A 13,801-nucleotide genomic window follows, 5' to 3' on the forward strand; every position below is an offset into this window, starting at 1 on the left:
GTTAAATTGGGGCCAGGATTTTTCGCCATGCATGACGAAAATCCTGGCCCCAACTTGTTTTGTTGCCGCCGCTGCCAGCCGCGAAGTTAGCTTAGCCGTGCTTTTTCAGCGCGCGCCAGCCGATATCGCGGCGGAACTGCGAACCGTCGAAATGAATCAGGTCGACCACGCCATAGGCTTGTTTCTGCGCCATCTTGACGCTGTCGCCCAGGCCCACCACGCACAGCACGCGGCCGCCGGAAGTGGTCAGGCGTTCGCCGGTCAACGTGGTGCCAGCGTGAAAGGTGACGGTATCGGCGTTTTCAGGAGGGATGCCGGAAATCAGGTCATCCTTGCGCGGCGCGTCCGGGTAGCCGGCGGCGGCCATCACCACGCCCAGCGCGGTGCGGCGGTCCCATTCCAGTTCGATGGTGTCGAGCGTGCCGTTGACGGCATGCTCCATCACCACCAGCAGATCGGTCTTGAGGCGCGCCATGATCGGCTGGGTTTCCGGATCGCCCATGCGGCAGTTGAATTCCAGCGTCTTCGGATTGCCTTTGTCGTCGATCATCAGACCAGCGTACAGGAAACCGCTGAACGGAATGCCGTCCTTGGCCATGCCTTGCACGGTCGGCGTGATGATTTCGCGCATCACGCGCGCATGCAGCGCCGGGGTGACGATAGGCGCCGGCGAATAAGCGCCCATGCCGCCGGTATTCGGCCCCTGGTCATCGTCCTTGAGACGCTTGTGGTCCTGGCTGGTCGCCAGCGCCAGAATGTTCTTGCCATCCACCATGACGATGAAGCTGGCTTCTTCGCCGGCCAGGAATTCTTCGATCACGACGCGCGCGCCGGCATCGCCCAGGCGATTATCGGACAGCATCATGTCAACCGCGCCGTGCGCTTCTTCCAGCGTCATGGCCACGACCACGCCCTTGCCGGCCGCCAGGCCGTCGGCCTTGATGACGATCGGTGCGCCTTTTTGATCGATATATTGATGGGCGGCGGCGACGTCGGAGAAGGTCTGGTATTCAGCCGTCGGGATATGGTGGCGCTGCATGAAGGATTTGGCGAAATCCTTGGAGCTTTCCAGCTGCGCCGCTTCCCGCGTCGGGCCGAAGATCTTCAGGCCGCGGGCGCGGAAAATGTTGACGATGCCGGCCGCCAGCGGTGTTTCCGGGCCGACCACGGTGAGTGCGATATGTTCGCTCTCGACGAAATCCGCCAGCGCGGCAGGATCGGTGATGTTGATGTTTTCCAGGCGCTGGTCGAGCGCCGTGCCGCCGTTGCCGGGCGCGACGAAGACCGTTTGAATACGCGGGGATTGGGCGATTTTCCACGCCAGGGCATGCTCGCGGCCGCCAGAGCCCACTACCAGAATTTTCATATGTGTCCGTGTATCATTCTTCAGTATCAGTCTTCCGTATTAATCTTTAATGATTAATCTTCAATGACTGCGTTGCTATAGATTTCCTGCACATCGTCCAGGTTTTCCAGGGCGTCCAGCAATTTTTGCATCTTGATGGCGTCGTCGCCTGTAAACACGGTTTCAGTGGCCGGTTTCATGATGATTTCCGCCATCTCCGCCTTGAAGCCGGCCTTTTCCAGGGCTTGCTTGAGCGCGGCAAAGTCGTGCGGGCCGGAAATGACCTCGATGCCGCCTTCTTCGTCGGTGATGACGTCTTCGGCGCCGGCTTCCAGCGCCGCTTCCATCAAGGCATCCTCATCGGTGCCAGGCGCGAACAGCAGCTGGCCGCAATGCTTGAACATGAACGCCACTGAACCTTCGGTGCCCATGTTGCCGCCGAACTTGGAAAACGCGTGGCGGACTTCAGCCACCGTACGGATTCTGTTGTCAGTCATGCAATCGACGATGATCGCCGCGCCGCTGATGCCATAGCCTTCGTAGCGCACTTCTTCATAGTTGACGCCGTCCAGGCTGCCGCTGCCGCGCTGGATGGCGCGGGTGACGTTATCCTTGGGCATGTTGGCGTCGGATGCCTTGTCGACCGCCAGCCGCAGACGCGGGTTGGCGTCGATGTCGCCGCCGCCCATGCGGGCCGCGACGGTAATTTCCTTGATCAAGCGGGTCCAGATTTTGCCGCGCTTGGCATCGGTGGCGGCCTTCTTGTGCTTAATATTGGCCCATTTGCTGTGTCCAGCCATGATGGTTCTTTCTTGCTCTAGTTAGCTATAATCAAAGCGCAATTTTACCATATCGGCCTTTCTTGAAATCCACTTCTGAGTCAGCGAAAACATGTCAAACCCTCTCCTGATAGCCAAAAATGCCCAGCATGACCTGATGCTCCTGCCTGCATTGGTGAACCGCCACGGCTGCATTACCGGCGCCACCGGCACCGGCAAGACCGTGACCCTGCAAGTGATCGCCCAGGCATTGTCGGAGCGCGGCGTGCCGGTGTTCATGGCCGATGTCAAGGGTGACCTGTCCGGCATGGCCAAGGCCGGCGCCGCGTCCAGCAAGCTCAAGGAGCGGCTGGAGACGCTCGGTATCGAGGAGCCGCAGTGGGCGGCCACGCCGGTGACTTTCTGGGATGTCTATGGCCAGCAAGGCCATCCGGTGCGCGCCACCATTTCCGATATGGGGCCGCTGCTGCTGGCGCGCATGCTGAATCTGAACGACACCCAGCAGGGCGTGCTGCAGCTGGTGTTCAAGATCGCCGACGACAATGGCTTGCTGCTGCTGGACCTGAAGGATCTGCGGGCCATGCTGCAGCATGTCGGCGACAACGCAGCCAGCTTCCAGACCGAATACGGCAATATTTCCGCCGCCAGCATCGGCGCCATCCAGCGCGGCCTGATCGGCATCGGCGAGCAAGGCGGCGAGCAGTTCTTCGGCGAGCCCATGCTGAACATCGACGACCTGATCCAGACCGACGGCAACGGCAAGGGCGTCGTGAATATCCTGGCGGCGGACAAGCTGATGAACGCGCCGCGCCTGTACTCCACCTTTTTGCTATGGATGCTGTCGGAACTGTTTGAACATTTGCCGGAAGTAGGCGATCTTGATCAGCCCAAGCTGGTGTTCTTCTTTGATGAAGCGCATCTGTTGTTCAGCGAAGCACCCAAGCCCTTGCTGCAAAAAATCGAACAAGTGGTGCGCCTGATCCGCTCCAAAGGCGTCGGTGTTTTCTTCGTCACGCAAAATCCGCTGGACATTCCCGACACCGTGCTGGGGCAGCTCGGCAACCGCGTACAGCACGCGCTGCGCGCCTATACCCCGCGCGACCAGAAGGCGGTGCAGGCGGCTGCCGACACCTTCCGCACCAATCCAGCCTTGAATACCGCAGAAGTGATCAGCGAACTTGGCGTCGGCGAGGCGCTGGTGTCTTTCCTGGACGAGAAGGGCCGTCCGACGATAGTCGAGCGCGCCTTCATCCTGCCGCCGGCATCGCAGATCGGGCCGATCACGGATGAGGAGCGCAAGCAGCTGATGGCGACTTCGATTGTCGCCGGCGTTTATGAAAACGCGGTCGACCGCGAGTCCGCCTACGAGAAGCTGAAGGGCCGCAGCGCTGCGGCGCCTGCGGCCAAAGACGGCGCTGAAGCCGGTGCGGATTCTTCCATCGGCGCCACCGTCAGTTCCTGGGGCAGCGCCCTGGGCGGCTTGCTCGGCGGTAGTTCCGGGCGCAAGGACAGCGTGGTGCAGGCCGTGGTGAAATCGGCTGCACGCACCATCGGTTCGCAAGTCGGACGCGAGCTGATCCGCGGCGTGCTGGGTTCCTTGCTGAAGAAAAAATAAATCCCGTCGGTCCGCGTTGCCGGCAATCCGCGATTGCCTGAACCGGAGAAAATGGCCTGGCCATTTTCTCCATCCGCTCCCTTGGCAACGCGATCTTCACATACCCATTACAATTCCATCATGAGCATTCAATGAGTAGTAAGTTACCGGTGGTCGATCGCCAGCTTTTTCTTGGCGGCCTGGCAATTGCCGTCGTCGGCGCGATTCTGTTTTCAGCCAAGGCGATAGTCGCCAAGCTGATCTATCGCTACCCGGTCGATGCGGTGCTGCTGATCACCTTCCGCATGCTGTTCGCGCTGCCATTGTTTGCCGCGGTGGCGGTGTGGAAGGCGCGTAGCGAAGCGCCGCTGTCGACGCGCGACCGCATGCGGATCGTGGTGCTGGGCTTGATCGGTTATTACCTGTCAAGCTTTCTCGATTTTCTCGGCTTGCAGTATATTTCGGCCGGGCTGGAGCGCTTGATACTGTTTTTGACGCCGTCTTTCGTGCTGCTGATGTCTTTCTTTTTTTATCGGCGCCGGGTGAGCTGGATGGAATGGGCGGCATTGCTGATTTCCTATCTGGGAACGGTGCTGGTGTTCTTGCATGACGTGCGCCTGGGCGGCGCCAATATCGGCCTGGGCAGTGTGCTGGTGCTAGGCGCCGCGGTCAGCTATGCGCTCTACCTGATGCTGTCGGGCGAGCTGGTTAGCCGGGTCGGGGCGATGCGGCTGGTGGCGTATGCGATGTGTGTTTCGTGTGTTGCCTGCATTGTGCAGTTCCTGCTGCTGCGGCCGTGGCCTGTGCTGTTGCAGCAGTTGCCGCAAGTGTATGGCTTGTCGTTGATTAACGCCGTGTTTTGCACGGTGCTGCCGGTGTTCCTGACGATGATTGCCGTGGCCCGCGTCGGGCCGGCGACGGCGGCGCAAGCGGGCATGGTGGGGCCGGTTTCGACCTTGTTTTTGGGTGCCCTGATCCTGGCGGAGCCGATTACGGCGATCCAGCTGACAGGCACCGGTCTGGTGTTGGTGGGGATTTATCTGATCTCAAAGAAGAAGGCATAAAAAGGCACGATCAAGCGCGATCAGATAATGATTTTTTGCAGTTTCATGCAATGTTAAGCAGTAGCACAGAGAGCATCATTAGGAGGTGAAAGCAATCATGGTAAAAGCAATCAGGATATCGAAAACCGGCGGTCCCGAAGTCATGGAGTATGTCGACGTCGAAGTTGGCGACCCTGGCCCGGGCGAAGTCCGGATCCGGCACGCCGCCTGCGGCTTGAATTTTATCGACGTTTATTTCCGCAGCGGCCTGTATCCGCAACCTTTGCCGGGAGGCCTCGGCCAGGAAGCCGCCGGCGTGATCGAGGCGGTCGGCGCGGGCGTGACGCACGTGAAAGTCGGCGACCGCGTGTCTTATGCGACCCGTCCGAACGGCGCCTATTCTGAAGCGCGCGTGATGCCCGCCGCGTTCCTGATCAAACTGCCGGATAGCATCAGCTTCGATACCGCCGCCGCCATGACCTTGCAGGGCCTGACCGCGCAGTATCTGTTCCGCCGCACCTTCCCTTTGCGTGGCGGCGAAATCATCCTGTTCCACGCTGCCGCCGGCGGCGTCGGCCTGATCGCCAGCCAATGGGCGCGAGCGCTTGGCGTGACCATGATCGGCACTGTCAGTTCGGCTGAAAAAGCCGCGCTGGCGACCGCGGCCGGCTGTACCCATGTGATCAACTACAAGACCGAGAATTTTGTCGAGCGGGTGCGGGAAATCACCGGCGGCAAGGGCGTGCCGGTGGTGTACGACTCGATCGGCAAGGACACCTTCATCGGTTCGCTGGACTGCCTGGCGCCGCTGGGCACGATGGTCAGCTTCGGCAATGCCTCAGGTGCGGTGCCGCCATTCAGCCTGAACGAACTGGCGTCGCGCGGTTCGCTGAGCATCACGCGGCCGTCGCTGCCAAGCTACGTATCGACCCGGGCTGACCTGGACGCAGCTGCCGCGGATCTGTTCCAGATGGTGGAAAGCAAAAAGATCACGATTGAAATCAACCAGCGCTATGCCCTGAAAGACGTGGCGCAGGCGCATGCCGACCTGGAGGGGCGCAAGACCACCGGCTCCACCATCCTGGTTCCCTGAGATGAGCGACCCTTTGAAAGACCAGCCGCAGGCTGAGCTGGAAAATCCGATGCACCATCCGGACGAACAACCGAGCGGCAGCGAGGGTTCGCCCAAATTCGGCCGTTTGCTGATCGTGCTGGTGCTGGCGGTCATACTCATCGGTTTCATCACCTTTGCCAGCGAATGGTTTTATAGCTGACCGTCGCCGCTGCATAAAAACGGCCTGTGACCCCGTCTGGACGGGAGCACAGGCCGTTTTTATTGCCGGGTTTGCCGCGGCGGTTATGGTTGATTCACTGCTGGTCTTCCACCTTCAGCTTGACCACGTGCGGCACGCCGCTCTTGCCGGGGAAATCGGTAAAGGCGCTGCGCACCAGATACGGCATGATGGCCGGCAGCGAGCCCACTTTTCCTTCGCTGCTGACGCTGACGTCATACAGTTTCTGACCGCCGGCGGCGCGCGTGATGGTGACATTCAGGCGGCGCAGGAACAGTTGAAAGTCGTATTCGCGCTGGCCGATCACTTGCGGGCCATACCAGAATGGGTCGTAGAAAGGATCGTTGAAGCGCGGGCCATAGAATCCCGGGCCATAGAAGCCTGGCCTTCCCCAGCCATAGGGGCCATACCACATCGGATCGGCGACCACCGGTTCGACCACGTGGACATCGCGCGCGCTGATGTCATATTTCAGGGCCACCTTCAATTGCGCCGCGCCGCCATCCTGCTGCACAAATCCCAGGCGTTGCAGCTCCGTGCGTACCAGGCTTTCGTAGTTGCGGTATTCCAGGTCGTTGTTCTGTGCTTCGGTGTGCTCGAAGACGAAAGATTTGTTCGGCAAGTCCGCCGGCCACTCGTTGAATGCCGTGACATTGCTGCTGACGACGGTGGCGCAGCCGCCAAGCAGCAATAACAGCGAGGCCAAACAGAGACTGATGATGCGTTTCATTGCGGTTCCTCTTCGTGGGGGAATGTGCACTGCAATTCCGGGATTTGCCTGATAGGCAAGGACGGCAGCTGGCACGTGGGACTGGCGGTCTCGCGGCCGGATGGCCGAAAGAACAGCTTTATGTGCATATTTTAGCCAAGTCTTGATAGTGCTGCTCTATCGCATTGTCACGACCTGTAACTTGCGGGCCGGTTTTTCTTCCGGCAGATGAACAGCTGATTTTATAGCAACTTCCATTACCTATCATTATATTGTTTTATTGATATCCATTGTTTGGCGATGCTGCGGCATATATGCCTCAAATTGGATGATGCTTTGCGCTTTGATTGGTAGAATCACTGTCTGCCCGAATTATTAACACTGATAAGACTGACCAGCAGGTCATCAGGCAAGTCACTGGGTTATCGCCCATGCTGACCGCTTGATTGCCGACTTTGCCGACTGTCGTTACCAACCATAGTTGTCAACCGAAGTTATCACTCGAATTTACCATCATTCACCCGCCACCTTAGCCACCACTACCTATGCGCACCGATACTTCCGTCACGCCTCCAACCATCCACCGCAAGGACTATTCCGTTCCTTCCTTCCTGGTCGACACCGTCGACATGGGCTTCGATCTCGATCCGGCTGCGACCCGCATTGCCACCCGCATCGCGATGCGCCGCAATCCGGCCAGCGCCAGCAAGGAAATCGTGCTGTTCGGCGAAGGACTGGAACTGGTGCAGTTGCGCCTCAACGGCAAGCAGCTGAAAGCCAGCCAGTACCACCTCGAAGGCGGCAAGCTGCGGATTCCATCCGCGCCCGCCAAGGTAGTGCTGGAAATTGAAACGCTGACCAGCCCGGAAAAGAATACCTCGCTGATGGGCTTGTACGTTTCCAACGGCAATTTCTTCACCCAGTGCGAGGCTGAAGGCTTCCGCAAGATCACCTATTTCCCGGACCGTCCGGATGTCATGGCCAAGTACACAGTCATGCTGCGCGCCGACAAGAAAAAATACCCGGTGCTGCTGTCGAACGGTAACCTGATCGAAGAAGGCCGCCTGCCTGACGGCCGCCACTATGCCAAATGGGAAGACCCGTTCAAGAAGCCATCCTACCTGTTCGCGCTGGTGGCCGGCAACCTGGTGTGCCAGGAAGAAAAGTACACGCTCAAGTCCGGCCGCGAAGTCTTGCTGCAGGTGTGGGTCGAAGAGGGCAATCTGGACAAGACCCAGCACGCCATGGATTCGCTGATCAACAGCATCCGCTGGGATGAAGAGCGCTTCGGCCTGGAGCTGGACCTGGACCGCTTCATGATCGTCGCCGTCGGCGATTTCAACATGGGCGCGATGGAAAACAAGGGCCTGAACATTTTCAACACCAAGTATGTCTTGGCCAATCCGCGCATCGCCACCGATGTCGACTACGCCAATATCGAGGCCGTGGTCGGTCACGAATACTTCCACAACTGGACCGGTAACCGCGTCACCTGCCGCGACTGGTTCCAGCTGTCCCTGAAGGAAGGCCTGACGGTATTCCGCGACCAGGAATTTTCGGCCGATATGGTCGGCACCGACAGCGGCCGCGCCGTCAAGCGCATCGACGACGTCCGTGTCTTGCGTCAGGCGCAGTTCCCGGAGGATGCAGGTCCGATGGCGCACTCGGTGCGTCCGGACTCCTACGTCGAAATCAATAATTTCTACACCGTCACGATCTACGAAAAAGGTGCTGAAGTGGTGCGCATGTACCAGACCTTGTTCGGCCGCGACGGCTTCCGCAAAGGCATGGACCTGTACTTCGAGCGTCATGACGGCCAGGCCGTCGAGTGCGACGATTTCCGCGCCGCCATGGTCGACGCCAACGGCCGCGACCTGAGCCAGTTCGAGCGCTGGTACAGCCAGGCCGGCACCCCGCGCGTGCAGGCACAGGGCAAGTACGATGCCGCCAAGAAGACGTATGAACTGACGCTGTCGCAAAGTTGCGCGCCGACGCCGGGGCAGAACAAGAAACTGCCGTTTCATATTCCGGTCGCGGTTGGCCTGCTCGACAGCAGCGGCAAGGACATGGCGCTGCGCTTGAGCAGCGACGGCAAAGGCAAGGCCGGCAGCGAGACCACTCGCGTACTGGAACTGACCAAGACGCAGCAGATTTTCCGTTTCGTCGATGTCGCCGAACAGCCGGTGCCGTCGATCCTGCGCAATTTCTCCGCGCCGGTGGTGCTGGATGTTGAGTACACTGATGCCGAACTGGCTTTCCTGCTGGCGCACGACAGCGATGCCTTCAACCGCTGGGAAGCGGGGCAGCGCCTGGCGACACGCAGCTTGCTGGCATTGACTGCAGCGGTGCAGGAAGCAGCGCAGGCAGGTCACGTGGTAGCGCTGGAAGAAGTGATGAACCATGCCGCCTCCAACAGTGCGGCACTGGGTCAGGCGCTTGGCCTGATCCTGAATGACGGCGCACTGGATGCCGCGTTCCGCGAGCAAGCGCTGACGCTGCCATCGGAAGCGCTGCTGGCCGAACAGACCGAAGTCATCGATCCGCAAGCGATCCATAGCGCGCGCCAGTACCTGCGCGGCAAGCTGGGTGCAGCGCTCAAGGACGACCTGCTGGCCGCTTATCACGCCAGCCAGACGCCAGGCGACTACAGCCCGGACGCCGATGCCGCAGGCAAGCGCGCCTTGAAGAACGTCGCCTTGTCGTACCTGATCCAGGCTGACGATGCGGCCGCGCATGCGCTGGCGCAGCAGCAATACGACAGCGCCAACAACATGACCGACCGTCTGGCCGCATTGGTGGCGCTGACCAACAGCAGCGCGCCGGGCAAGGCCGCAGCGCTGGAAAAATTCTACCTGGACTTTGAACAGGAAGCGCTGGTGATCGACAAATGGTTTGCACTGCAAGCCATGGCCTATACTGCCGACGTCGCCACTATCCGCACCCTGGCCGAACATCCGGCCTTCACGCTGAAAAACCCGAACCGCGCGCGTAGCCTGATTTTCAGCTTCTGCAGCGGCAATCCGGCCAATTTCCATGCGGCCGACGGCAGCGGCTACGAGTTCTGGGCAGATCAGGTGATCGCGCTCAACAGCGTCAATCCGCAAGTGGCTTCGCGGCTGGCGCGCAGCATGGACCGCTGGCGCAAATATGCGCCAGCGCTGCAGGAAAAAATGCGCAGCGCCCTGCAACGGGTGGCGGCAGCGCCAAACTTATCGAAGGATGTACTGGAAGTGATTGGCAAGGCATTAGCCAATTGATTTTGGCTGGTTCGCCGCCATTGCGGGATGCCGCGGCGGCGGCGAACGGCTACAACGAAGAAAGAGCAATATGAAACGTATCAGTCTTACGCAGCACCTGATCGAGCAACAGCGTTTGCACAACAGTATCCCGGCCGAACTGCGCCTGCTGATCGAAGTAGTGGGCCGCGCCTGCAAAACCATCAGCCATGCCGTAGGCAAGGGCGCGCTGGGCGAAGTCCTGGGCAGCGCCGACAGTGAAAACGTGCAGGGCGAAGTACAGAAGAAGCTGGATATCATTTCCAATGAAATCCTGCTGGAAGCGAATGAATGGGGCGGCCACCTGGCGGCGATGGCGTCGGAAGAAATGGAATCCATCCATCCGATTCCCAACCGTTATCCGCAAGGCGAATACATGCTGTTGTTCGATCCGCTTGACGGCTCCAGCAACATCGACGTCAATGTCTCGATCGGCACCATTTTCTCGGTGCTGAAGGCGCCCGACGGCATGACCACGCCAACCGAACAGGAATTCATGCAATCCGGCCGCAAGCAAGTGGCAGCCGGCTACGCCGTCTACGGCCCGCAGACCATGCTGGTGCTGACCACCGGCAACGGCGTCCATTGCTTTACCCTGGACCGCGAGATGGGTTCCTGGGTGCTGACCCAGCGCGACATGCAGATCCCGGCCGAGACCAAGGAATTTGCCATCAACGCTTCCAACGCCCGCCACTGGCATCCGCCGGTGACGCGCTATGTCAACGAGATGCTGGCCGGCAGCACTGGTCCGCGCCAGAAGGATTTCAACATGCGCTGGATCGCTTCGATGGTGGCGGATGTCCATCGCATCCTGAATCGCGGCGGCATTTTCATGTATCCGGCCGATGCGCGTGAACCGGACAAGCCAGGCAAGCTGCGCCTGATGTATGAAGCCAATCCGATGGCTTTCATCGTCGAACAGGCCGGCGGCGCCGCTACCGACGGCAAGCAAGCCATCATGGATATCCAGCCCGAGAAGCTGCACCAGCGTGTGCCGGTGTTCCTCGGTTCCAAGAGCGAAGTGGAACTGGTGACGCGCTATCACCAGGAGTAAGGGAACCCGCGGCGTGCGGCCGGGTCAGAGCAGGAGATCCGTGCCGTGCGCGGCAGCGAAATGCCAGGCGTTGTAGAATCCCGCACTGGCAGCAAACGCTTTACCGCAATACACATTGATAGAAATAAGAGGAATAGATTGAAAACTGCACTAGTCGGAGATAAGAGTATCCCCGAGTTCGACAAAGACATCATGACCAACCTGCTGATCACCACCGTGGAAGAGAAGCTGGTCCGGCAAGAACAGATGCTGATCGCTGTCCTCAACGCGAAGCAAGAGATTTACCGGGTGATTGGCGCCGCCGACCGCAAGCAGTTCATCAATGCGGTGGAAGAGCTGGAAGACCTTGAGCTGAGCAACGAGCTGAAGGAAGTCGACCGGGTCAAGAACGGCTACGACGCCATTTTCGGTTTAAGCGCCTAAAGCCTGGTTTTACCTGTTTATCGTGACTGTCGGCGCGCCGCGCCGGCAGCTTCATGGTGACATACTGCTTCCCACATCCGGGGTAATTCCCGGTCCCGCCATTTTTCGCCCGCGCTTCTCCGCATTAATCCCTGACGGGTCCTAAGCTCTGCATTTTTGTCTTCATTATATTTCTATATGGAAATATAATGGCCGCTGCATTCAACCAGGGGAACAGAATAATGAAAGCAATCATCGCACTGACGGTGCTGACGATCATCATCTTGGTGGTTATTACCGTACTCACCAGAGAGAAGCAGGCGGCCCAGCAGAAGCGCCGCGAATACATCAAGAAAAAACCCCTGTCGAACCATGAGCAAGTCCTGTACTGGCGGCTGGTCGGCGCCTTGCCGGACCATATGGTGCTGGCGCAGGTCAGCCTGGGCCGTTGCCTGGGCACCAAGGATAGCGGCGGGCTGGATGCGATGACATCCAAGAACCTGGATTTTGTGGTGTGCGACAAAGCCAGCGATGTCGTTGCGGTAATAGAAATCGATACCAAAAACCACAGTTCAAAGACAGTCAGCAAGGATGATGAAAGAAAGTACAAGGCGCTGAAAAAGGCCGGCATCGACATTATCCGCTGGCGCGCCAATTCCCTGCCTAGCGAAGCCGACATCCGGGAGCGCTTCACTTTGCTGGATCCGAGCAAGAAGCTGCGGGTAGTGAAAAACAAAACCCATCAGACCAGCATCTTTGGTATCGGCATCGGCAAATACCGGAATACCGGCGCCGGCTGACCATTCTCTGGCAGGGACGCTTTATTCGGTAATGACGCAGTTCCGTCCCTGGTTTTTGGCGCGGTACAGGCGCTCGTCGGCAGCCCGGAAGATGGTGTCGATCGTGCTGCCGTCGAGCCCGAACTGGGACACGCCGATGCTCACCGTCAGCGCCAGCCTGGGAATCACTATGCTGTCGAATACCGCGCTTTCGGTCGCCGCGCGGATCCGCTCTCCGATCGTCACCGCCAGTTCCTGCGTCGCTTGCGGCAGCAGCACCATGAATTCTTCGCCGCCCATGCGCGCCACGCTATCGTAGGGACGGATCTGTTCCGTGCATTTCTGCACGAATCCCTGCAGCACCTGGTCTCCCACCTGATGGCCGTAACGGTCGTTGATGGCCTTGAAATTATCCAGGTCCAGCGCCAGCAATGCGAACGACAGGTTGTCGCGCTTGGCCCGGGCGATCTCGGCGTCGACCCGTTCGATGAAGTGACGGCGGTTGGCGGCGCCGGTGAGCGGATCGGTCGACGCCAGGTGCTCCAGCATCTGATTGCTGCGCTGTAGTTCCTGCAGGGCGCTTTCAGTTCTCACCATGGCCATAGCCAGCCGGTTCACCATCTCTTCCTGGTTATAGATATTGGCGAACGAGCGTGTGGTGTGGAATGCCTTGACGATGCCGTAGCTGAGGATGAAAAAGCCGCCGGCGAAGATCGCATGCGCCAGCCACCACATATGGTTCCACGGCTTGCCGAGAATGAAGGCCAGCGAGGACAGGCCGAACAGCGCAATCGAAATCCCGAAGATCGTCATCAGCGGCGAGCGGATCCGTCCCATCAGCATGACGCTGAGGTTAATCGCGGAAAACATCAAGGCGCCGCCTTCCATCGACAGCCGCAGCGCCGGGCTGCCGGCAAACGGCGAGTAGGCGGCAATCGCCACCGCTACGTCAATCGCAAGAAAAGCCGCGATCCAGGCCAGCCATGCGCGCGGATTGACCCGTTGCGCGGGCGCGTCGGGTTCCTGGTTGAAGGACAGCAAACCGATCAGCAGCAGGATCGCCATCGCCAGCCGCGAAGCCGGGCCGTACAGCAGGAACAGCCAGATGTTATGGTGCGCCATGCCGGTGAAAGCGCCGTGCAGCACATAGATCAGCGTGAAGCCGAGAAAACCCAGGGTCAGCCAGCGCAGCAGCGGTTCTCCCGACGACAGGTAGCAACGCCAGCTGACGTAGGTAACGAACAGGCCTTCGATGGTGGCGCCGGTGATCGCGAATTCGTGGAACAGGTGATTCTCGAATTTGAGCGTAGGATCCTGGAAAAAATACAGGTAGGCAATCAAAAAGACCGGCGACAGGGCGAAGCCGGCGATCAGGAAAGCAGCATAGATTTTGGTGACCCGGCGAATGGTTTCTGGCCGTTCGCCGATTTTTGCGCTCATGTCCATATGCATCCTCGGCTCAGATGATAATTCCGTCAGGCAACGGCGGCACGGCTATTCACAAAATGGCTGGAGAAAACTGTTCCTGT

12 protein-coding genes are annotated in these 13,801 nt (G+C 59.4%); 8 read left to right on the forward strand and 4 right to left on the reverse strand.

All coding sequences use genetic code 11. The features are described 5' to 3' along the window. Positions 1–91: 91 nt before the first annotated feature. Together purD and VNZ65_RS20275 are read right to left on the reverse strand one after the other, a co-directional pair. On the reverse strand, positions 92–1,366 hold the full coding sequence (purD, locus tag VNZ65_RS20270) for a phosphoribosylamine--glycine ligase (protein WP_168228964.1): 1,275 nt from the start codon (positions 1,364–1,366) through the stop codon (positions 92–94). A 53-nt stretch (positions 1,367–1,419) separates the two neighbouring features. Next, a complete protein-coding gene (locus tag VNZ65_RS20275) occupies positions 1,420–2,145 on the reverse strand; it encodes a YebC/PmpR family DNA-binding transcriptional regulator (RefSeq protein WP_325672241.1) in 726 nt (241 codons plus the stop codon). Between the two features lie 91 nt (positions 2,146–2,236). On the opposite strand from VNZ65_RS20275, the gene VNZ65_RS20280 reads away from it, so the two are divergent. From VNZ65_RS20280 to VNZ65_RS20295, 4 genes are all read left to right on the forward strand, one after another. Then, entirely contained in the window at positions 2,237–3,739 is a 1,503-nt protein-coding gene (locus tag VNZ65_RS20280) for a DUF853 domain-containing protein (protein ID WP_325672243.1), read from the forward strand. 131 nt (positions 3,740–3,870) lie between these two features. After that, positions 3,871–4,782 (forward strand): DMT family transporter, encoded by a 912-nt coding sequence (locus VNZ65_RS20285; protein WP_325672245.1) that lies wholly within the window; start codon positions 3,871–3,873, stop codon positions 4,780–4,782. Between the two features lie 97 nt (positions 4,783–4,879). Then, positions 4,880–5,854 carry a quinone oxidoreductase gene (locus VNZ65_RS20290; RefSeq protein WP_325672247.1) on the forward strand — a complete coding sequence of 325 codons (975 nt, stop codon included), beginning with the start codon at positions 4,880–4,882 and terminating at the stop codon, positions 5,852–5,854. Position 5,855: 1 nt separating this feature from the next. Continuing rightward, complete coding sequence (locus tag VNZ65_RS20295) at positions 5,856–6,035, forward strand: hypothetical protein (RefSeq protein ID WP_325672248.1); 180 nt, start codon at positions 5,856–5,858, stop codon at positions 6,033–6,035. 94 nt (positions 6,036–6,129) lie between these two features. On the opposite strand, the gene VNZ65_RS20300 is transcribed toward VNZ65_RS20295, so the two are convergent. After that, complete coding sequence (locus VNZ65_RS20300) at positions 6,130–6,783, reverse strand: DUF4136 domain-containing protein (RefSeq protein WP_325672250.1); 654 nt, start codon at positions 6,781–6,783, stop codon at positions 6,130–6,132. A 524-nt stretch (positions 6,784–7,307) separates the two neighbouring features. Between VNZ65_RS20300 and pepN the strand changes: the two genes are divergently transcribed. The 4 genes from pepN to VNZ65_RS20320 all read left to right on the forward strand — a co-directional run bounded on the left by pepN (position 7,308) and on the right by VNZ65_RS20320 (position 12,293). Continuing rightward, positions 7,308–10,019, forward strand: coding sequence for an aminopeptidase N (gene pepN, locus VNZ65_RS20305; RefSeq protein ID WP_325672252.1), 2,712 nt, complete (start codon positions 7,308–7,310; stop codon positions 10,017–10,019). 70 nt (positions 10,020–10,089) lie between these two features. After that, positions 10,090–11,091: a class 1 fructose-bisphosphatase gene (locus VNZ65_RS20310; protein WP_325672254.1), complete on the forward strand. Its 1,002-nt coding sequence runs from the start codon at positions 10,090–10,092 to the stop codon at positions 11,089–11,091. A 138-nt stretch (positions 11,092–11,229) separates the two neighbouring features. Then, entirely contained in the window at positions 11,230–11,514 is a 285-nt protein-coding gene (locus VNZ65_RS20315; protein ID WP_325672256.1) for a hypothetical protein, read from the forward strand. 221 nt (positions 11,515–11,735) lie between these two features. Continuing rightward, complete coding sequence (locus VNZ65_RS20320) at positions 11,736–12,293, forward strand: DUF2726 domain-containing protein (RefSeq protein WP_325672257.1); 558 nt, start codon at positions 11,736–11,738, stop codon at positions 12,291–12,293. A 21-nt stretch (positions 12,294–12,314) separates the two neighbouring features. Here VNZ65_RS20320 and VNZ65_RS20325 read toward each other — a convergent pair whose 3' ends face one another. After that, positions 12,315–13,718, reverse strand: a complete 1,404-nt coding sequence (locus tag VNZ65_RS20325) for a GGDEF domain-containing protein (RefSeq protein WP_414649187.1) — start codon at positions 13,716–13,718, stop codon at positions 12,315–12,317. Between the last annotated feature and the right edge of the window lie 83 nt (positions 13,719–13,801).

This window comes from Collimonas sp., assembly GCF_035566555.1.
Taxonomy (GTDB): domain Bacteria; phylum Pseudomonadota; class Gammaproteobacteria; order Burkholderiales; family Burkholderiaceae_D; genus Collimonas.